18 protein-coding genes are annotated in these 20,120 nt (G+C 57.6%); 7 read left to right on the top strand and 11 right to left on the bottom strand.

The window, feature by feature from the left end; translation table 11 throughout:
* Nucleotides 1-12: 12 nt before the first annotated feature.
* Both OYW20_RS25595 and algB read right to left on the bottom strand, forming a co-directional pair.
* On the bottom strand, nt 13-1,800 hold the full coding sequence (locus OYW20_RS25595) for a KinB sensor domain-containing domain (protein ID WP_268798636.1): 1,788 nt from the start codon (nt 1,798-1,800) through the stop codon (nt 13-15).
* Between the two features lie 10 nt (nt 1,801-1,810).
* Complete coding sequence (algB, locus tag OYW20_RS25590; RefSeq protein WP_268798635.1) at nt 1,811-3,157, bottom strand: sigma-54-dependent response regulator transcription factor AlgB; 1,347 nt, start codon at nt 3,155-3,157, stop codon at nt 1,811-1,813.
* Between the two features lie 264 nt (nt 3,158-3,421).
* On the opposite strand from algB, the gene OYW20_RS25585 reads away from it, so the two are divergent.
* The 6 genes from OYW20_RS25585 (at nt 3,422) to OYW20_RS25560 (ending at nt 9,081) form a co-directional block, all read left to right on the top strand.
* Nucleotides 3,422-4,285, top strand: a complete 864-nt coding sequence (locus OYW20_RS25585) for a BON domain-containing protein (RefSeq protein ID WP_268798634.1) — start codon at nt 3,422-3,424, stop codon at nt 4,283-4,285.
* A 235-nt stretch (nt 4,286-4,520) separates the two neighbouring features.
* Nucleotides 4,521-4,802, top strand: a complete 282-nt coding sequence (locus OYW20_RS25580; protein ID WP_268798633.1) for a hypothetical protein — start codon at nt 4,521-4,523, stop codon at nt 4,800-4,802.
* 103 nt (nt 4,803-4,905) lie between these two features.
* On the top strand, nt 4,906-5,070 hold the full coding sequence (locus OYW20_RS25575; RefSeq protein ID WP_002555679.1) for a DUF1328 domain-containing protein: 165 nt from the start codon (nt 4,906-4,908) through the stop codon (nt 5,068-5,070).
* Between the two features lies 1 nt (nt 5,071).
* Nucleotides 5,072-5,539, top strand: coding sequence for an inhibitor of vertebrate lysozyme family protein (locus tag OYW20_RS25570; protein ID WP_268798632.1), 468 nt, complete (start codon nt 5,072-5,074; stop codon nt 5,537-5,539).
* A 721-nt stretch (nt 5,540-6,260) separates the two neighbouring features.
* On the top strand, nt 6,261-7,592 hold the full coding sequence (gene gltP, locus OYW20_RS25565; protein WP_268798631.1) for a glutamate/aspartate:proton symporter GltP: 1,332 nt from the start codon (nt 6,261-6,263) through the stop codon (nt 7,590-7,592).
* A gap of 250 nt (nt 7,593-7,842) precedes the next feature.
* On the top strand, nt 7,843-9,081 hold the full coding sequence (locus OYW20_RS25560; protein WP_268798630.1) for a nucleoside recognition domain-containing protein: 1,239 nt from the start codon (nt 7,843-7,845) through the stop codon (nt 9,079-9,081).
* Here OYW20_RS25560 and OYW20_RS25555 read toward each other — a convergent pair.
* The 9 genes from OYW20_RS25555 to OYW20_RS25515 all read right to left on the bottom strand — a co-directional run bounded on the left by OYW20_RS25555 (nt 9,054) and on the right by OYW20_RS25515 (nt 19,384).
* Entirely contained in the window at nt 9,054-9,692 is a 639-nt protein-coding gene (locus tag OYW20_RS25555; protein ID WP_268798629.1) for an ABC-type transport auxiliary lipoprotein family protein, read from the bottom strand. The genes OYW20_RS25560 and OYW20_RS25555 overlap by 28 nt on opposite strands.
* A complete protein-coding gene (locus OYW20_RS25550; RefSeq protein ID WP_268798628.1) occupies nt 9,689-10,627 on the bottom strand; it encodes an MlaD family protein in 939 nt (312 codons plus the stop codon). Before OYW20_RS25550 ends, OYW20_RS25555 begins: the two co-directional genes overlap by 4 nt.
* A 2-nt stretch (nt 10,628-10,629) precedes the next feature.
* On the bottom strand, nt 10,630-11,433 hold the full coding sequence (locus OYW20_RS25545; protein WP_268798627.1) for an ABC transporter ATP-binding protein: 804 nt from the start codon (nt 11,431-11,433) through the stop codon (nt 10,630-10,632).
* A complete protein-coding gene (locus OYW20_RS25540) occupies nt 11,430-12,599 on the bottom strand; it encodes an ABC transporter permease (RefSeq protein WP_268798626.1) in 1,170 nt (389 codons plus the stop codon). Before OYW20_RS25540 ends, OYW20_RS25545 begins: the two co-directional genes overlap by 4 nt.
* Nucleotides 12,600-12,609: 10 nt before the next feature.
* A complete protein-coding gene (locus tag OYW20_RS25535; RefSeq protein WP_268798625.1) occupies nt 12,610-13,785 on the bottom strand; it encodes a DUF5924 family protein in 1,176 nt (391 codons plus the stop codon).
* 95 nt (nt 13,786-13,880) lie between these two features.
* Nucleotides 13,881-15,263 carry a M16 family metallopeptidase gene (locus tag OYW20_RS25530; protein WP_268798624.1) on the bottom strand — a complete coding sequence of 461 codons (1,383 nt, stop codon included), beginning with the start codon at nt 15,261-15,263 and terminating at the stop codon, nt 13,881-13,883.
* Nucleotides 15,264-15,329: 66 nt separating this feature from the next.
* A complete protein-coding gene (locus OYW20_RS25525; RefSeq protein WP_268798623.1) occupies nt 15,330-16,973 on the bottom strand; it encodes a Na/Pi cotransporter family protein in 1,644 nt (547 codons plus the stop codon).
* A gap of 268 nt (nt 16,974-17,241) precedes the next feature.
* A complete protein-coding gene (locus OYW20_RS25520; protein WP_268798622.1) occupies nt 17,242-18,009 on the bottom strand; it encodes a TerC family protein in 768 nt (255 codons plus the stop codon).
* A 67-nt stretch (nt 18,010-18,076) separates the two neighbouring features.
* Entirely contained in the window at nt 18,077-19,384 is a 1,308-nt protein-coding gene (locus OYW20_RS25515; RefSeq protein WP_268798621.1) for a CitMHS family transporter, read from the bottom strand.
* A gap of 325 nt (nt 19,385-19,709) precedes the next feature.
* Between OYW20_RS25515 and OYW20_RS25510 the strand changes: the two genes are divergently transcribed.
* Nucleotides 19,710-20,111, top strand: coding sequence for a GFA family protein (locus OYW20_RS25510; RefSeq protein WP_268798620.1), 402 nt, complete (start codon nt 19,710-19,712; stop codon nt 20,109-20,111).
* Nucleotides 20,112-20,120 lie beyond the last annotated feature (9 nt).

Genomic DNA, 20,120 nt, shown 5'->3' with positions numbered 1-20,120 from the left:
CCCAACAGGGGCTTAAAGCGGTAGCGCCATATAGAACTGAGTGCCTTGGGCTGGGCGTGAGTAAACCCCCATTCGCCCGCCGTGCAACTGCACGATTTCTTTGCACAGCGCCAGACCAAGTCCTGCACCGCCCTTCTTGCGCCCGACCTGAACGAACGGTTCGAAGATGCGAGCCTGTTGGCCGTAGGCGATGCCTTCGCCGTTGTCTTCGACACTCACGATGAGCCGCTCGCCGTGGCGGCGTGCCTGCAAACGGATCAGCCCGCCCTGCGGCGTATGACGCAGCGCGTTGTCCAGCAGGTTATCCATCACGCGGTCCAGTTGAGACCTGTCGGCGTGAAGGCGCGGCAAACCATTTTCCATTTCAACCAGCAGAATCGTCTCTTGTTCCTGCGCCTGATCGGAGAAGCGCCGGCGCGTTTCTTCCAGCAGTTCTCCAACGTCACAAGGCGCAAGCGTCAGCTTTTGCAGACCATTCTGGTACCGGGAGAAATTCAGCAGGTCGTTGATCAGTTGCATCAAGCGCTGCATTTCTTCGTTGACGGTCTTGAGCAGGTCCGCTTCTCGTGACTCCGCCGGAAAGCTCACGCGCTCCTGCAGTAAGCCGAACGCCATGTGCATGCCCGTCACTGGCGTGCGCAATTCATGCGAGGCACGCAGGACGAACTCGCTACGCACGCGTTCAAAGGCGCGCTGCTCGGTCACGTCATGCAGCACCATTACCGCACCCAGGATATGCCCCTTGGTGTGGCTGACCGGTGTCAGGCTGAAGGTCAGCAAGCGTGTTTCGCCATCGATCTCGATGGATAAGTCTTCGGGCGCGCGCTCAAGCGTACCTCCACGCAACACCAGATATAACTGCTCGTCGAGTTCAGGGCGGTTCAACGCTTCACCCAGCCCTGTGCCGAGACGGTCTTCCTCCCAGCCCAGTTGCCGCTGCGCCACCGGGTTCAAATGTTCCAGGCGGCCTTGGCGATCAATCATCAGCAATCCGTCGTCGATGCTGTCGAGCACGGCCTGCAGGCGCTGCTGGCCGGCCAGCAGTTCATCGACGTTGGTGACCTGATGCCTGCGAAGGGCCTCGGCCATCACGCCGAACCTGCGCGTGAGCAAATTCATCTCGGCTGCCGATGAGATTGGCAATGTGACCTCGTAGTTACCCTGGCCGATGTTATCGGCCGCTTTGGCCAGCGCTTCGATTGGCGCCCCGAAGCGGTTGGCAATGCCATGTGCGGTGATGAACCCGATGCCCAGTACCGCGAGGCCTACCAGCCCCAGCAGCGCGCTGACCCACAGCGCATGGCTGCGAGACTCGCTTTCAGACAGGTTGATGTTCTCGAGCGCTTGCCGATGCGCGTTCAGCAATCCATTGCGCAGAACGTTAAAGCTGTTGGTGATTTCGGTGTTGTCGATGACTTGCTGTGTGGTGCTGCGCGAGCGCTCATACGCCAGCAGAAACTGCTGGTAGTCCAGGCGTGCCTGCTCGAAGCCATTGTGCGTGTTGGTCTGCTGTTCGTGATCGATGCCTTCACTCAGCAATGCCTGAAACTGTTGCTGCGTTTGGGAAAGAGCCGGTTGTTGCGGCGTCTCCCGCAGCATCATCACCAGTTGATCGCCAAGGTTCTGTCGCAGCTTGAGGCCCAGGTCGAGGGTGAAAAAGTTATGCTTGATCAGGGACTCCTGGGACTGCGCCATCTGCATGACGGAAACCAGGCCCAACAGCAAGCCCAGCAATGCGACCGTTATAAGCGCCGAAATGCTGAGGAAAAGCCGAGTGCGTAACTTCATCGCGAGCTTCATGGGCGACAAATCATAAGTTGTACTGCTTTCGCTTGCGGTACAGCGTAGAGGCGTCGATGCCCAGCGTTTTCGCCGCCTGATCAAGCGTGTCGCTGGTGGCCAGAACAGCGCCGATGTGCGCTTTTTCAAGCTCGTCCAGGCTCAATGCTGCGCCCACCCGTGGCGAGTTGTTGACAGGTTGTTCGGCCATACCGAGGTGGCTGACTTCAACCTTTTCCTGAGGGCAGATGATGCTTGCACGCTCAATCACGTTACGCAGCTCGCGGATATTTCCCGGCCAGCGGTAATTGAGCAGCGCCGCCGTTGCCTCTTCGCTGAAACCACGCGCCGGCCGACTGTATTCCTTGACGAAGCGCGCCAGGAAACGGTCTGCGAGTGTCAGGATGTCTTCACTGCGTTCGCGCAGGGGCGGCAGGTTCAGCGTGATGACGTTCAGGCGGTACAGCAGATCCTCACGGAAGCGACCCTCGCGGACCATGTCTTCAAGATTGAGGTTGGTCGCGGCAAGGATGCGCACGTCAGCGCGACGTGTGACCGGGTCACCCACACGTTCGTATTCTTTATCCTGAATGAATCGCAGGAGTTTGGGCTGCAAAGTGAGCGGAAAATCGCCGATCTCGTCGAGAAACAGCGTACCGCCGTCTGCTTGATTGACGCGTCCCAGCGTACTCTCGCTAGCGCCGGTGAACGCACCACGGCTGTGTCCGAACAACTCGCTTTCCATCAGCTCTGCCGTCAGCGACGGGCAGTTGATCGTCACGCACGATTTCTTGGCGCGTTTGCTCCAGCCGTGGATGGCGCGTGCCAATTCACCCTTGCCCGTACCGGATTCACCGAGGATCAAGATGTTGGCATCCGTGTTAGCCACTTGGCGAGCTGTCTCCAGGATCGACATCATGGAGGGGCTGTGCGAGTCCAGGCCGTCTTTTGGCTTGCGCACTTCCCCTTCCAATGCTTCCAGCCGTGCCGACAACTGACGCACTTCCAGTTGCTTGGCGGTCGCCAGGCGCAACTGGTCAGGGCTGCACGGCTTGACCAGATAATCGGCGGCTCCTGCCTGAATGGCATCTACAGCAGTGTCGACAGCCGAGTGCGCGGTGACGATGACGACACGCATCCAGGGCGCCTGAACACGCATCTGCGCCAGCACGTCCAGGCCGTTGTCTTCGCCCAGGCGCAAATCCAGAAAGCACACATCAAACACCTGACGTTGCAGCAACGCGTCAGCCTGCGCCGCGCTATTGGCTGTAGCGACGTTGTAGCCTTCATCTTCCAGGCAGTAACGGAAGGTGCGAAGGATGGCGGATTCATCATCCACAAGCAGAATACGGCCCTGATTCTCAGTGGCTGCTTCCATTTTTCCTACGCTCCTGTACGAATGATCTTTGGTTAGTCCCGGAAACATCGGGCAAGTTGCATGGTGGATTCTGATTGATTAAGCACGCGGCATGGTAGCTATCTGAAAAAAATTCGTCTTGAACAGGATTTTCCGCGGCGACGCAGCCGTTTCTGGCGATAAAAGTTCGCCTTGGCATGGGTCCGTGATGGCACTTTGCACAGAACGACTTGGGATCTGCAAAGTCTCTCAAGTAGTCCTGTTTGCAATCGTTGGAGATTTGCCATGCATCCGTTCAAGAAGATCGCCCTCGCCACGGCCACCGTTACCGTCCTCGGATTTACGCCAGTATTCAGCCAGGCCGCGCAAGCGGCGCAAGGTGATCTGCAGACACAGCTGGCAGAAGCACGGCAGGAAGGCTCGATCTGGACAGCGTTCGCCCTTAATCGCCATCTCAGCCCGTTCAACCTGTCCGTTGAAGTCGAGCAAGGTACTGCCGTTCTCAAAGGCAAGGTGGAAAACGAAGTCGACAAAGAGCTGGCCGGGCAAATCGCAGGCGATACCCAAGGCATCAACAAGGTCGACAACCAGCTTGAGATCGATGAAGCCGTTGCCTCTGAGCCAGGCACTAAAGCCAATATGGCCCAGCGTTTCGAAGACGCGACACTGACCGCAACCATCAAGTCCAAGCTGCTGTGGAACAGCGTAACGGAAGCGTTGAAGATCGATGTGACCAGCCAGCAAGGCGTGGTGACGCTCAAAGGGCAGGCTCAAAGCGCCGACGCCAAGCTATTGGCTGGCAGCCTGGCGAGCAACACCGATGGTGTTACCGAGGTGAACAACCTCATTAGCCTCAGCGCTCGTGACACCCAGGCCATCAAGGAACAAAGCGCGGCCGAGGCCAACAGCGTGCGCGAAGAGTTCAGCGATGTGTGGATCACCAGCAAGGTCAAATCGAGTCTTATTTATAGCCGAACACTTGATGGCCTGAATATCAAGGTCGATACCAAGGCGGGTGTCGTCAAACTGGAAGGCGTCGTTGCTAATTACGCCGAGAAAGAGCTCGCGGTCGAGATCGCTCGCAACATCCGTGGCGTCAAGGGTGTAGACGCAGACACCCTGCGGGTAACGACGCGTACTACTGGCTAATTTGACGCTTGGGGCGCTTGGTCAGAGTGAGCTTCGTGCATTACGCACGATCCTAAATGTTCAATCGTGCAGCTTGCGTGTAAGACCATTCAGGCATATTTACATAACTAATTGATTTATAAGATTTTTATAGCGAGCAAAAAGCTGGCACACAGGCTGCAATACATCATTCAAGAAAGGCCTGAACCATAGGCCCACAAGATTGATGACCACCCAGGTGGGAAGGAGCATATGAATGAATACTCAACGTCTCGCTCAATTGCGTATTTCGCCTCTGCACATGCAGCAAGGCCTGTTCGCCAGCTTGGCGCTGATGATCACTCTTATCGCTACCCAGCAGTTCAATCATTGGAACCAGAATCGGGAGACAGCTCAGGTCAAACATTCCTACAGCCACAACATGCCAGTCGCGACTGCGACCGCGCTGAAGGCGAAGGATGTTGCGCTGAGCTTTCAGTCTGTTGATCAGGTAGCTGCCGATGAGCAGATGCCGCGTCAGCAGAGCTGGGTGTTTTAAGTGTTGGATCTTCTGACTGATCGATGAGGTCAGAGGCGTATCTGCATCGATATATCGATTCCGATTCGATGTGTGGAAATTAAAAACAGTAAGGAGAATCACCATGTTGAGTTGGGCAATCACGTTTCTGATCATCGCTATCGTCGCTGCAGTCCTTGGCTTCGGTGGTATCGCGGGCACTGCAACGGGTATCGCCAAGATTCTCTTTGTGGTCTTCCTTGTGATGTTTGTTGTCTCGTTCTTCTTCGGCCGTCGCGGTCGAGGCTGACATGACCTGTAAGCCTTTCCATGCTTTGGCGCTGACTGTTCTGATGACCAGCAGCGCCTTGGTCGTGGCGGCCAACGATGGTCAGGCTCGAGTGAACGGACTTTTGAGCGCTGATCCAGCGTACCGCCAGACATGGTCCGAGGTCGTTAAGAAGGAAGAGCGTTTGCCTGACTGGGTGATTAACCTGTCTGGCTCGTCCGAGCAAATGAACGCAGTGACCGAAGACGGCGACGGTTATCTAGTCGGACCGCTATGTGAAACTCAGGACACCTGCATCAACAAGCGACTGATCGTGGCCTTCAGCCTCGATAAGAAAGAAGCGTATGGCATGTTGGTGGAAGTGCCTGCTGGTCTTCCAGCAGACAAGTCACCCACGCGTCACGCTGATTACCGGTTTCTTGGAAAGCCTGATGAAGGCATGCAGGGATTGCTGAGAGAGCAACTGAAGAAAGACCCTAACTGGTACTGATTCAGACAGAAGAAGACGGGCCAATCGGCCGGTCTTCTTTTTTGATGCGCAGCCCGAAGACGGCGTGCGCTGGACCATGGGGCCGGGTTGTTTTGATCAATGGATGATCGCAGCGACCTAGGGGTACAGGGAGTACCTCCGTTATCGGGCCGGGTCAGGAAGCCGCAACGCGAGTCCTGCATTTGGGCAGCCACTGCCGTAAATGTCGGGCTTGCGGGGCGCAAAAAATCTCGCAATTCTCCCGCTTAAATTCCCGCTTTCTTATCGTCCTATCTTCCGTGTTTTATCGTCCTGCACTCGATGTAGAAACGTCCTACGACCGTATATCGACAAAATCGAGATCAATCAGCTGCTCAAGAACCATGCCCTGTTCGTATGGATGGTGCACTGCGGACTTTAGCGATGTTGGCTGGAGACGACGTTTTAGCCACTTCCAAGCACTCCTGCGTCTCTCTTCTCCAAACTCTTAAAAGAGACTTTCAGCTAAGTGATTGATTTTCCTCATGCCGATTCGGCATGAGGTAGTCATTTACGGCATTAGACGATCAGGGCTTACGTGGGAATAGTTGCGCCCTTTTTCGCCTGCCAGAGCTCGGATGCTCGGTTTGCGGTGACCTTCTGGATATTTCCAAGGGCGCCCGTGTTTCAAAGCACCGCTTTTAATCGGCTATTGAAGCGTCGGTCGGGAAATGTCCAAGCCATCTATAACAAGGGTAATGACATGAAGAAGGCAAGACTGAGCCTCGCCTGGCAAATTCTCATCGGGTTGGTACTCGGGATCGCACTGGGCGCTGTACTTAATCATTTCAGTACAGAAAAAGCCTGGTGGATCAGCAATATCCTGCAGCCAGCGGGTGACATCTTCATCCGTCTGATCAAGATGATCGTCATTCCGATTGTCATCTCCTCGTTGATCGTCGGTATTGCCGGCATGGGCGACGCCAAGAAGCTCGGGCGCATCGGCTTCAAAACTATCCTCTATTTCGAAGTCGTCACCACCATTGCCATCGTCGTTGGGCTGCTGATGGCCAACGTGTTCCATCCTGGCACTGGCATCGACATGAGTACGCTGGGCACCGTGGACATCTCGCAATACGAGAAGACCAACGCTGAGGTGCAGCATGATCACGCCTTGATCGCGACGATCCTCAACCTGATCCCTTCGAACATCTTCGCCGCTGTCAGCCGTGGCGATATGTTGCCGATCATTTTCTTCTCGGTGTTCTTCGGTCTTGGGCTGTCGAGCCTTCAAGCCGAGGTGCGTGAGCCGCTGGTGAAGGTGTTTCAGGGCATCTCGGAAACCATGTTCAAGGTCACGCACATGATCATGAACTACGCCCCCATCGGTGTATTTGCGTTGATAGCGGTGACAGTCGCCAACTTTGGTTTCGCGTCGCTGCTGCCGCTGGCCAAACTGGTGATCCTGGTTTATGTCGCCATCGCGTTCTTTGCCTTTGTGATTCTTGGGTTGATCGCTCGCCTGTTTGGTTTCTCGGTGCTCAAGCTGATGCGCATCTTCAAGGATGAGCTGATCCTGGCTTACTCCACCGCCAGCTCTGAAACCGTGCTGCCACGAGTGATCGAGAAGATGGAGGCATACGGCGCGCCGAAGGCTATTAGCAGCTTTGTGGTGCCGACTGGCTATTCCTTTAACCTCGATGGCTCGACGCTGTACCAAAGCATTGCCGCGCTGTTTATCGCGCAGTTGTATGGCATCGATCTGTCGATTGGTCAGCAACTGATGCTGGTGCTGACCTTGATGGTCACCTCCAAAGGGATTGCTGGCGTGCCGGGTGTGTCATTCGTGGTACTGCTGGCGACGCTGGGCAGCGTCGGCATTCCGCTGGAAGGCCTGGCGTTTATCGCAGGCGTGGACCGAATCATGGACATGGCGCGAACGGCGCTGAACGTGATCGGCAACGCGCTGGCGGTACTTGTCATCTCGCGCTGGGAAGGCCTCTACGACGATGCCAAGGGAGAGCGTTACTGGAACTCCCTGATACGTGAGCGTCGCAACGACTCATTGCCCGCAGGGCAGACCAGCATCGATTGATACGACGCCCCGCTTGACCCAAACCCCGGATCTCCGGGGTTTGTTGGTTAAGCGGTTTGAAGATAACCCCTGTAGGAGCGAATTTATTCGCGAGGCGTCTGCCATATAAACCCGGATGCGCCTTATACGGCGATGGCGAATGAATTCGCTCCTATAGAAGACGTCGTGTCGTCCCGTTTTAATGCGCATTAGGGTTTGTTGTTCCGCCCTGCGCCGCTATCATCCCCCGCATCTTTTGAGGGACTTACCGATGCTCAACGGCCTATGGCTTGGCTTTTTTCTGGTGGCGGCGGTTTCGGCGCTTGCGCAGTGGTTGATCGGGGGCAACTCCGGCATCTTCGCGACGATGGTCGAAAGCATCTTCGCCATGGCCAAGCTCTCGGTCGATGTGATGATCCTGCTGTTCGGCACGCTGACGCTGTGGCTGGGTTTCCTGAAAATCGCCGAGAAGGCCGGCATTGTCGATTGGCTCGCCAAAGTCCTTGGCCCGCTGTTCACGCGCTTGATGCCTGAAGTCCCGCCCGGCCATCCGGCGCTCGGCTTGATCACCCTCAATTTTGCAGCCAACGCGCTTGGGCTCGACAACGCCGCCACGCCGATTGGCCTCAAGGCAATGCGCGCGTTGCAGGAGCTGAACCCCAGTCAGACGGTGGCCAGCAATGCCCAGATTCTGTTTCTGGTGCTCAATGCCTCCTCGCTGACGCTGCTTCCGGTGACCGTTTTCATGTACCGCGCGCAACAGGGCGCGCCAGACCCGACGATGGTCTTTCTGCCGATCCTGCTGGCGACCAGTGCTTCGACCCTCGTTGGCCTGTTGTCTGTGGCATTCATGCAGCGACTGCGGCTCTGGGACCCGGTCGTGCTTGCCTACCTCATTCCCGGCGCTCTGTTGCTGGGTGGCTTCATGGTGCTGCTGGCCGGACTCTCTGCAACCGCGCTCGCGGGCCTGTCTTCGGTCTTGGGCAACGTCACGCTGTTCGGCCTGATCATCCTGTTTCTGGTGATTGGCGCGTTGCGCAAGGTCAAGGTGTATGAGGCCTTTGTCGAAGGCGCCAAAGAGGGCTTCGACGTCGCGAAAAACCTGCTGCCGTATCTGGTGGCAATGTTGTGTGCGGTGGGCGTGCTGCGGGCATCCGGCGCGCTGGATCTGATTCTGGAAGGGATCCGCCACGCCACCCAGTGGTTCGGGCTGGACACGCGCTTTGTCGATGCGCTGCCGACAGCCTTGGTCAAGCCATTCTCTGGCAGCGCAGCCCGGGCGATGCTGATCGAAACCATGCAGACTCAAGGCGTCGACAGCTTCCCGGCGTTGGTGGCGGCGACCATTCAGGGCAGCACTGAAACCACCTTCTACGTGCTGGCCGTGTATTTCGGCGCCGTCGGTATCCAGCGCGCGCGGCATGCCGTGGGTTGCGCGCTGCTGGCTGAACTCGCCGGTGTGGTTGCGGCGATCTTTGTCTGCTACTGGTTCTTCGGCGCCGTTGCGTAGTTGTGCTGACCCTGCTCCAGTGTCCACTGCAGCAACTGGGCGGTCAGCGTGTCGCTGGCCTGCCCAAACGCCGCGACCACCGCCGCCACCTGCTTATCAGCCACAGACTGGCGCACTTCAAAGCGCCTGCTGGCGACGATGCGCTGGCGATCATTGGCGATGCGCGCATCCATCCGGATCACCACGTCAATGGCCTGGCCGTTGTATTCGCTCTGAAAGGCCTGCAACTCCCCGCCCAGCTCGAAATCTGCTAACAGGTTGCTGTCGTCGGTGCTGATCGATTGCACTCGGCCATCACGGTAAAACGCATCGGTCAGCCGATTGCGCAACAGCACCGGGGCCGGATCACTCCAGCGAGCTCCTTTATAACTGCTGATCACATCTCCCTGAGGAATGACTGCGATACGCGGGCTGTCCAGCGTCTCGCTGGCTTTGGGGCGCACGATTCGCAGCGACCACGGCACCGGCGTCATTTTGTTTGCCTTCAAAGCGGTCGTCGGCAGGCGATAAATATCAGAAGGCGCAGTCTTGGGCAGGATCGAACAACCGCCTGAAAGCAGCATCACGGCAATGATCACAACACGGCCAACGGACTGACAGTTAAGCCTCATGGCTCGAATTCCTTGTGCTTGTCGCGGCCTAGCAGGTAACCACTGGGGTCGGCGTCCAGACGGCGGGAAATGGTTTTCAACGAGTTCAGCGTTTCACGCAGCTCACGGATTGCCGGACCCAGCTCGCCCAGACCCTGCATCCCGCCGTTGAGTGAATCCTGATTATTGGTCAGCAACGCATTGATTTTTGCACTGCTTTGTTCCAGCGATTTCATTGCGTTCTCGGCGCTGCCAACCACCCGTTTGCCGTCGCTGGTCAGCAAGGTATTGGCGTTGCGCATCAGCAGAGACGTCTGTTCCAGCGTCCCGCCGGCCTGCTTGCTGAGCACCGTCAATTGCTTGAGGGCCTGTCGAATGTCGTCACGCTGGTCGGCGATTGCGCCAGTGGTTTGCTCAAGGTGCTCCAGCGTACGGGTGAGGGTTTCTACGTTTTTCGACGAAAACATCTCGTTGGCGTTGTGCAGCAGTACGTTGACGCCCGTCAGCAGGTCGTTGCTGTTGTTCAGCAGGCGCGCAATGGGCGATGGCGCCGCAATGATGATCGGAAGCTTGCCGTTCTCGCCCGCCAGCTCAGGGCTTTGAGGTGTTCCACCGCTGAGCTGGATGATCGATGTGCCGGTAATACCGTTTAGCGCGAGTTTTGCCTGAGTGTCGTCCTTGATCGGCGTATCGCCAGTTACGCGGATTTGCGCCAACACACGACGAGGGTCCTGTGGATCAAGCTTGAGCTGTATGACATCACCGACCTTGATTCCGCTGTATTGCACCGCACTGCCGCGCGACAGTCCGGTCACGGCCTCGTTGAACACCACCTGGTAATCCTTGAACGCGGTATCGACGCTGGACTTGGCCAGCCACAACCCGAACAGCAGCGCTGCAGCGACCACGATGACCGTGAACAATCCGATCAATACGTGATGGGCGCGGGTTTCCATCCTCAGACCTCCTTCTGCTGATTGGCGGCGGCGTACGCCATGCGGCCACGAGGACCGTGGAAGTATTCGTGAATCCATGCATCGTCAGTGGCCGCCACCTTGTCGAGTGTGTCAGCCACCAACACGCTTTTTTGTGCCAGCACCGCCACCCTGTCCGTAATGGTGTAGAGCGTGTCCAGGTCATGGGTGACCAGGAACACGCTCAGACCCAAGGCATCGCGCAGGGTGAGAATCAGTTGGTCGAACGCTGCCGCGCCAATTGGATCAAGCCCTGCGGTGGGTTCATCGAGGAAAAGGATGTCGGGGTCCAGCGCCAGGGCTCGGGCCAGCGCTGCGCGCTTGATCATCCCTCCCGACAGCGATGCAGGATATTTATGGGCGGCGGACAGCGGCAGCCCTGACAGCGCCAACTTGATCCCCGCCAGGTGCTCGGCCTCTTCGCGACTCAGTCCGGCGTGCTCGACCAGTGGCAGCGCGACGTTTTCGGCGATGGTCAGCGATGAGAACAACGCGCCCTTTTGAAACAGCACACCGAAACGTCGCTCAACCTGCGAACGGCCTTTCTCCGACAGGTTTTGCAGGTCTTGGCCCAGCACGCGAATGTGGCCTTCATCGGGGCGCCGCAAGCCGACAATACTGCGCAGCAAAACCGACTTGCCGCTGCCTGAGCCGCCGACCACGGCCAGGATTTCACCTCGATACAGATCAAGGTCGAGGTGCTCGTGCACGCTTTGGCTGCCGAAGCGATTGCACAGATCTCGGACTTCTATCACGGCCTCGCTTGGTTGAACGCAACGTTTAGTCACCAGCCTAGCTCCATGAAAAACATCGCCGCCAGCGCGTCGAGGACGATTACCACGAAGATCGACTGGACCACGCTTGAGGTCGTGTGAGCGCCTACCGATTCTGCGCTGCCACTGACCTTGAACCCCTCAAGACAGCCGATAGATGCGATGAAGAAAGCAAAGATGGGTGCTTTGACCATGCCCACCAAAAAGTGCTGCACCCCGATATTTTGCTGCATCAGCGACAGAAACATCGCGGGCGAGATATCGAGCGCCAACGCGCACACCACGCCACCGCCGACGATGCCGCAGACCATTGCCAGAAACGTGAGCATGGGCAGTGAGATGAGCAACGCTATCACGCGCGGCACCACCAGCAATTCGGTAGGGCTCAGGCCGAGCGTGCGAATGGCATCAACCTCTTCATTGGCCTGCATCGAACCGATTTGAGCGGTAAAGGCGCTGGCGGTACGTCCTGCCATCAGGATCGCAGTGAGCAGGACCGCAAATTCACGCAAAAAAGAGAAGGCGATGAGGTCAACGGTAAAAATCGTGGCGCCAAACGCCCGCAGTACCGTCGCGCCGAGAAACGCCACGACCGCGCCTACCAGAAATGTCAGCAGGGCCACGATGGGTGCTGCATCCAGCCCAATCTGTTCTACGTGAGCGACAACAGACGTGGCGCGCCAGCGTTTTGGCCTGAACAGATTGAGGGCCATGGTTTGCATGATCAGCCCCACGAAACCCAGCAGTTGCAACGTGTCTTTCCAGACTACGTCGACCGCCCTGCCGATTCGCTCCAGCAGTTGCGTGCTGACGGCCTGCTCCGGATCTTTGACCGGCGCGCAGTAGTCGATCAGCGCGGCCTGGATCGTCTGCATCAGTGCCCGGCTGGATTCCGGCAGGTTGGGTGCCTGAACCGAAAGCAGTCGCAACCGCTCGACGCCGAGTAATTCCACCAGCAACGAGGCTCCGGCTGTATCGAGCGCGCCCAATTGACCAAGGTCAACTCGCGTGCTGTCACTGAAGCCATCCCGCAGCGCTTCGGTTTGGCGTCGCAGGCTGGGGTAATGGGCAAGCGTCCAGTCTCCGGCGATCCTCAACTGAGTGGGATTGGTCGAAGTATTCAGTACAGCGCTGCCTGAAAGCTCGGATGTGCGAGTGGCCGACGAGATGGACGAGGTCATGGCGACGAGCTTAGTTGGAATTAGCGGGTTCGGACGGCGCCGGATCAGGCACCTTCTTGTCGGCCCCGCCATTATCCGGCTTCCCAGCATCAGCGCTGTCGGCACCCGGTTTCAAGCCCGCAGGCGTAAAGCGTTTGCGGGTGACGGCGGGCTGATCGCGGTCTGTCACTTCAAAGCGCAACACGCCAATCATCTGGCCATCATCGGTCAGCACCCTTACCTGCCATTTGCCGAGCACGTCGGCCGGGAAATTCTGCTTGTGGGTCCAGGCACGATAACCCTCTTCCCGGCCGCCATGAATGTCCAGCGCAATGCGGTCGACCTCTTTACCGTTATGGCGCCACACGTGGTAGATACGCTCATCCAGGCCGCGCGGCGCATTGATCGAGGTGTACGCGTAAAGGCCGGCGCTGCGCAGTTGGTTGACACCGATTTCAGTGATGCTGTCCCCCGGCGTGCGGTTCTGATTGTCGAAAGTGGTGCTCACGGCGACTTCGGTGAGCCACAAGGTCGCGGGCGGCACCCATGAGCGCAGCATCCAGCCAGCGCTGCCGATGACCAGCGTCATCACCACCAGCCCAGCGCCACGCCGCCAGTTATTGATCGGGAAGCTGGAGGCCAGGCTCGGGAATGCCAGCAGCATCGCGGTGATCAGCGACAGCTTGTAACTCTCGGCAGTGGTCAGGTGCAGGATGATCGGCAATGCGGTGAGCAACGCCGCAAACAGCGTCAGCGTGTGGAGCGCCATGAACAGCCAGCGCTTGGGCGCCAGCCATTTGTAGTACAGCGGGTCGATGATCGATATCAGGCCTGCGGCGGCGAGTAAGCCGGTGAATACCAGTTGTCCGCTGTTCCAGGTGGTGGTGATGAAGAAGAACGGGAGAACGAAAAACAGGCTTTCCTGGTGGATCATCTGCGTGCCGTAGCGCAGCAGAGGTTTGGGGATTTCTTTTTTGAAGATTTTTGCGAACAGCGTCATGGCGCTGTTCTCGAACATCAGCCAGAGCCAGCTCAGTAGCAGAATGACCGCGATCCACGTCGCCAGTTTGGCTTGGCGGTCCACCAGCATGAAGCTACCGATCCCGGAGCAAAAACCGAACAGTGCAATCACACCCGGGTAGCGCTGCATCAGCCCGATGATGCGTTGTACGGCTGAGTGGTTAACGATGGCATTCCAGTCCGGCATTTCGCGTGTTCACTTTTTGTCGTAGGAAAAATCCTTTGCAGGGTATCAACAATCAGCACGCCAAAAAGCGCGCTCCTACTAACGCTGCAGGACTTTCACAGCGGTCGCGTCTTGTAGGCCCAGACCCGCCAGACGATCAGCAGGATGATGAGCGCAAGCAGCACCACGCCTAGCCCATACACTTCGTCATAACTGAGCAGGGGTTTTTCAATGCGCAAATATCCTGGCTGGGCGAGAAGCTTGCGCATCGCCTGATTGGCAAGGTCCAGACTGACGGCGCGCGTGCGTTTGGATGGATCATCGAAACGACCGTTGTCGTAATCGTTGATGGCGCCCCAGTAATAGTCGGCCAGCGCGCTGTTGCCCTGCACGGCCCACGCCTGCTTGGCGATAGACGCCTGCTGCAGCCGCGCAAAGGTCGCTGGGTCCAGACCTTCCTTGCGCAACCGCTCCAGCATCCCGCGAGTCGCGGCGACCGCATCATCCACGGCGTTGCGGTCCACGTCCGCGTTCAGGCTCATGAAGCCGGTATCGCCCAAGACTTCGCGGTCGGACCATGGGCCATAGGAATAGCCTTTATCCAGCCGCAGTTCGCTGTAGAGCGCCCAGTCCAGGTAGGTTTTTACCAGGTCCCAGGTTTCGTCATGTTGCTCTCCCATGTCAGGTTCAGGGAAGAACAGATGCAGTTTGGCGTTATCGCCCAGCATGCCGCGTATCAGGTTCTTTTCGGGCCTGGCTTTTTCAGTGATCTGCGGCAGCGCAGGGTGCTCAGTCGGGTCAACCGCATTCAATTGCCCGTAAGTACGCTCCAGGTATGCCGGTAAAAGTCGGTCAAGGTCGCCGACGACAATCAACGTCATGTTGTTGGGTGCGTACCAGCCACTGTGGATGGCTTGTATCTGATCCACCGTGAGAGCGCCTACTTCCGGCCGCTCCGGGCACTTGAGGCCCAGCTCCATCGCCAACTGATTGCTGGCGCTATGGCCCTGATCGCGCAGGTCCAGCAAGCGTTGCAAGTGCGAATGATGGCCGCCGTCTTCGTGCTCGACAATGCGTTTGGCGCTGTCCAGGTTGGCCTGGTTTATTTGCGTGTGGGTCAGCACGTTGAGCAGCAGATCCAGTACTTTGCGCTGGTTGCGTGCAGGGGCTTCAATCACGAAAGTCGTGTCGGCGTTACTGGTGAATGCGTTCCAGTCGCCTCCCAGCGCCTGCATTTGCTCTTCAAGCCCTCCTTCACCGCTGTCATCGATACCGCTGAACAGCACATGTTCGAGGACATGTGGCAGCTCTTTATCGGCGCAGCTGAAATCATCGAAGCCGACGCCCACCACCAGCCGGATCGACACGTGACCTTTTTCGGCCGGTTTGAGCAGCAGTTGCAAACCGTTGGGCAAAACATAGCCCTCGACCTGAAATCGGTCGAGCGCCATGGAGGGAAGGGATGTCAGTAGTAAACAAACGAGAAGCAGGCAACGCATAAAAACGGGCTTCCTTGCGGGCCGGTATGTGTAACAGACTTCAATCCGGTCGCTGCGTTCACCCTATCAGTCCGGCAATGCCTCGCTGGAGAGCGCGCCCGTGTCAGTGGTTTCAAGTACCGCATACGCACTGCTGCAGAACATCGAATTGAGCCGCTTCATATCGGCGATCAGTTCCAGGTGCAATGAGCTTGTCTCGATACTTTGCACGATCTTACGTTGCAGCCTGCTTACATGCGCATGAGCCAGCCGTCTTTCCTGTGCCCTGAAACGACGTTTCTCACGCAACAGCTGGCGGGCGCTTTCAGGATCTCCACTTAGAAACACCGACAGCCCCAGCCGCAGATTGGACATCAGCTGCGCATGCAGGCCGGACAGTTCCTCCAGCCCTACTTCAGAGAAAGAACGCCGCTGGGCGGTTTTTTGCTGCTGGACTTTGCGCAGCATGCGTTCGATCAGGCCACTGGCGAGTTCCAGGTTGATCGCCAGCTCGATGATTTCGGCCCAGCGGCGGTTGTCCTGGTCGCTGAGGTCTTCACGGGGCATTTGCGCCAGATACAGCTTGATCGCGTTGTAGAGCACTTCAACGTCATCGTTCAGGCGACGTACTTCCTGCGTCACTGCTGTCTGGTTGCCACGCAGCACTTCCTGCATGGCGTTGAGCATGCTGTCGATCAAGTCGCCCATGCGCAGGGTTTCACGGACCGCATTGGCCAGGGCAAGGCTTGGCGTTGCCAGTGCAGTCAGGTCCAGATGGCGAGGTTTGGTCTGGGTGTTGGTCTCCGCTTGCTCCGGCAATATCAACGCACACAGTCGCCCCATCGGCCCGACGGTGGGGAGCATGATCAGGCAGCGCAGCGAGTTATAAATGACATGGAAACTGATGACCATGCTGGCCGGGCTCAGTTGCAGCGTGTCCATCCAGCTCACCAGCGGCGTGAGCACCGGGATGATCAGCAGCAGACCGATCAGCTTGTACAGCAAGCTGCCAAGCGCAACCTGGCGCCCCGCTACGTTCTGCATGCTGGTGCTGAGAAAGGCCAGCAGGCCGCTACCGATGTTGGCGCCGATCACCAGGCCGATAGCCACCGGCAAGCTGATGATTTCCGCACCCGCCAGCGTCGCGGTCAGCAATACGGCGGCCAGACTGGAATAGGAGATCAGCGCAAACATCGCACCGACCAAGGCATCGAGCAGGATGTCGCCGGTCAGTGATGCGAACAGCACCTTCACGCCGGCAGCTTGCGTGATGGGCGCCGCAGCGCTGACGATCAATTGCAGCGCCAGGACAATCAGGCCCAGCCCGATCCCGACGCGACCGAGCTGACCGATGCGGGTTTGCTTGCGTGACAGGAAAAAGACCACCCCAAGGAATATCAGTAGCGGCGACAGCCACGAGAGATCGAAGGTGAGAATTCGCGACATCAGCGCTGTGCCGACATCGGCGCCCAGCATGATGGCGAGTGCCGGCGTAAGCCCCATCAGGCCTTGGCCAACAAATGAGGTGACGAGCATGGCGGTGGCGTTACTGCTCTGCACCAGTGCCGTGACCAGAATGCCGGCTACAAAAGCCAGCGGACGCTTGGACATGTTCTGACTGAGGACGCGGCGCAGTTGTGAGCCGTAGACGCGCAAAATCCCGGTCCGAACAATGTGGGTGCCCCAGATCAGCAGCGCGACGGCGGACAGCAAATCGAGCAGGGTCAGCATACGAAAAAGCCCCCTGAAGGTTGCTCGTGTGAGCAAAAGATTGAAGGTGCAGCGTGTAGCGAGTGCTGAGCTTCAAAGCCGCTCAATCAAGCTTTAGTTGGCCATTGGCCTTAGCGCCAGCATCGTACACGGAATAGTGATTTTGAAACAAATATGTCATAAATCAGACGTTTGATACGTCAACCAACGCCGACTTGCCCGCGAACATGGCAGTAATGAAAACGGGGCACTCAGTGCCCCGTTATGTCAGCGACCGTGTATCAGGGTGTTATTGACCCGGAACGTCCTTGCGAAGTTTCACCGGGTCGCTCATTGCTTTCTTCTTGGCCATCGAGGTGCGCATCTTGATGTTGACGGCTTCCACCGCCAGCGAGAACGCCATGGCAAAGTAGACATAGCCCTTGGGTACGTGGAAGTCGAACGCGTCGGCAATCAATACTGTACCGACCACGATCAGGAACGACAGCGCGAGCATCTTCAGCGAAGGGTGCTTGTCGATGAAGCTGCTGATGAAGCCCGAGCAGAGCATCATGACCAGCACGGCAACCACGATTGCAGCGACCATGACCGGTACGTGCGACACCATGCCGACTGCGGTGATCACTGAATCCAGCGAGAACACGATGTCGATTATCGCGATCTGGATGATGGTGTACATGAACTTGCCGCCCTTGCCCTGGGGCTCATCGACGGTTTCCTCCTCCCCTTCCATACCGTGGTAGATCTCTTGCGAGCTCTTCCAGAGCAGGAACAGGCCACCGAAGAACAGGATCAGGTCTCGACCGGAAATGCCCTGGCCCAGCACCACGAATAGATCGGCTGTCAACTGCATGACCCAGGTGATCGACAGCAACAGCAGGATACGCGTGACCATCGCCAGCGCCAGGCCGAAGATTCGTGTGCGCGCCTGCATCGATTTGGGCATGCGACTGACCAGAATCGAAATCATGATGATGTTATCGATGCCCAGAACGATCTCCAGGGCAGTCAGCGTAAAGAAAGCAACCCAGATCTCTGGGTTGGTCAGCCATTCCATTAGGTAATCCTTTGAGCTTGTCTAGTTCTCGCCATCGTCGCTGACGACGGCGAGTGAGTCATTGGCCTCAGATGCTGCTGAAGAAGGGGAAGATCCCCATCAGCAACGCAGCGACCATTATGCACAGGCAAACCAGCACCGCCCACTTGAGGGTGAAGCGCTGATGATCGCCAAATTCAATGCCTGCCAGTGCCACCAGCAGGTATGTCGACGGAACCAGCGGGCTGAGCAAGTGGACGGGCTGACCGACGATCGAGGCACGTGCCATTTCAACCGGGGTGATGCCGTAGTGCGCGGCGGCTTCAGCCAGTACCGGCAGCACGCCATAGTAAAACGCGTCGTTGGACATGAAAAAGGTGAACGGCATGCTGACCAGAGCCGTGATGACCGCCAGATACGGCCCCAGAGCGTCCGGAATCACTGCCAGCAAGCTTTTCGACATCGCATCGACCATGCCGGTGCCGGTCAGGATACCGGTGAAAATACCTGCTGCGAAGATCAAACCGACGACTGCCAGAACACTGCCGGAGTGAGCAGCGACTCGGTCTTTTTGAGCCTGAAGGCATGGATAGTTGACGATCATCGCGATACTGAAGGCGATCATGAACAGCACGGGCAGCGGCAGCAGGCCCATGATCAGCGCGACCATGAGTACCAGCGTCAAGCCGGCGTTGAACCAGATCAGCTTGGGACGACGAGCTTCAGGGAATTGGGAAACGCTGATTTCACTGTGGTCGACTTCATCGCCCGCCAAGTGCAACTCACCGAGACGCGCGCGCTCTTTTTTGCCGTAGAAGTAGGCGATCACCAGAATCGCCACAACGCCAGCGAGCATCGCAGGGATCATGGGGACGAAGATGTCGGACGGATCCACATGCAGCGCACTGGCCGCACGTGCGGTCGGACCGCCCCATGGGGTCATATTCATCACGCCACCGGCCAGAATGATCAGACCGGCCATGATCCGCGGGCTCATGCCGATACGGCTGTACAACGGCAGCATTGCCGCGACGCAGATCATGTAAGTGGTTGCGCCGTCACCGTCCAGCGACACCACCAGTGCCAGCACGGCAGTGCCGACAGACACTTTTACCGGGTCGCCTTTAACCAGCTTGAGAATCTTGCGCACCGCGGGGTCGAACAGGCCCGAGTCGATCATCAGTGCGAAGTAAAGAATGGCGAACATAAGCATGACGCCGGTCGGCGCCAACTTGGTAATGCCTGCCAGCATCATTGGGCCGATTTCCGGTGCGAAACCACCGAACAGAGCAAATATGATTGGCACTATGATCAGAGCGATCAGCGCCGACAGGCGTTTGCTCATGATCAGGTACATAAAGGCCACAACCATGGCGAAGCCGAGGAAGGTCAACATAGGAGTTCTCCAGACAAGACGTAATTTGAGGAAGACGAAAAGGAGTGATCAGCTCAAATGGACGGTGCGTGGAGAGGGAAAGAATGTGGAAAGTACTGCGGGGCGCGAGCAAGCATCAGGTTCACCAAAATTGTTGTTGTTGACTGGGCCGATGAACGTCAGAAACGTCCTACCTGGCTGACCGGTCTTTTGCCGGCGGTGGGGGGATGCTAAAGCTCCAAGCTTTCAGCCAGCTTTCGACGCCCTTCCCGTTGATCGTCAGACAATCGATGAAGCGATTAACGTCGGGCAGGGTCTGAACTGAAACCCACAAGGAGCCAAGACCATGAGCGAGTTGCACACGGGCGGATGCCATTGCGGCAATCTGCGTTACGAATTCGATGCGCCATTGGCCGACATCGCCCATTGCCATTGCTCGATCTGTCGGCGGACATCGGGCGGTATTGTCATGACTTGGATCTCGGTCCCGATCGGCTCGTTCAAATGGTTGGCGGGCAGTCCCACAGCCTATGACTCGGGGCCAACGTGTGTGCGGTATTTCTGCAACAACTGTGGGGCACAGGTGGCGCTGTTGAGCCGTAACAGCCCTGAAGAAATGGACGTCACCATCGCGACGCTGGACCATCCTGAGCAGGCATCCGCGTCTCGCCACATCTGGACTGACAGCCGCTTGCCCTGGCTCCACTTGGATGAACAACTGCCAGGTGAGCCAGAGGAAGCGATTTAGTCAGTCGAG

Source organism: Pseudomonas sp. BSw22131, from assembly GCF_026810445.1.
GTDB lineage: Bacteria > Pseudomonadota > Gammaproteobacteria > Pseudomonadales > Pseudomonadaceae > Aquipseudomonas > Aquipseudomonas huanghezhanensis.
The sequence above is the reverse complement of the archived record's forward strand: the minus strand, read 5'-3'. Positions and strand labels throughout refer to the sequence as shown.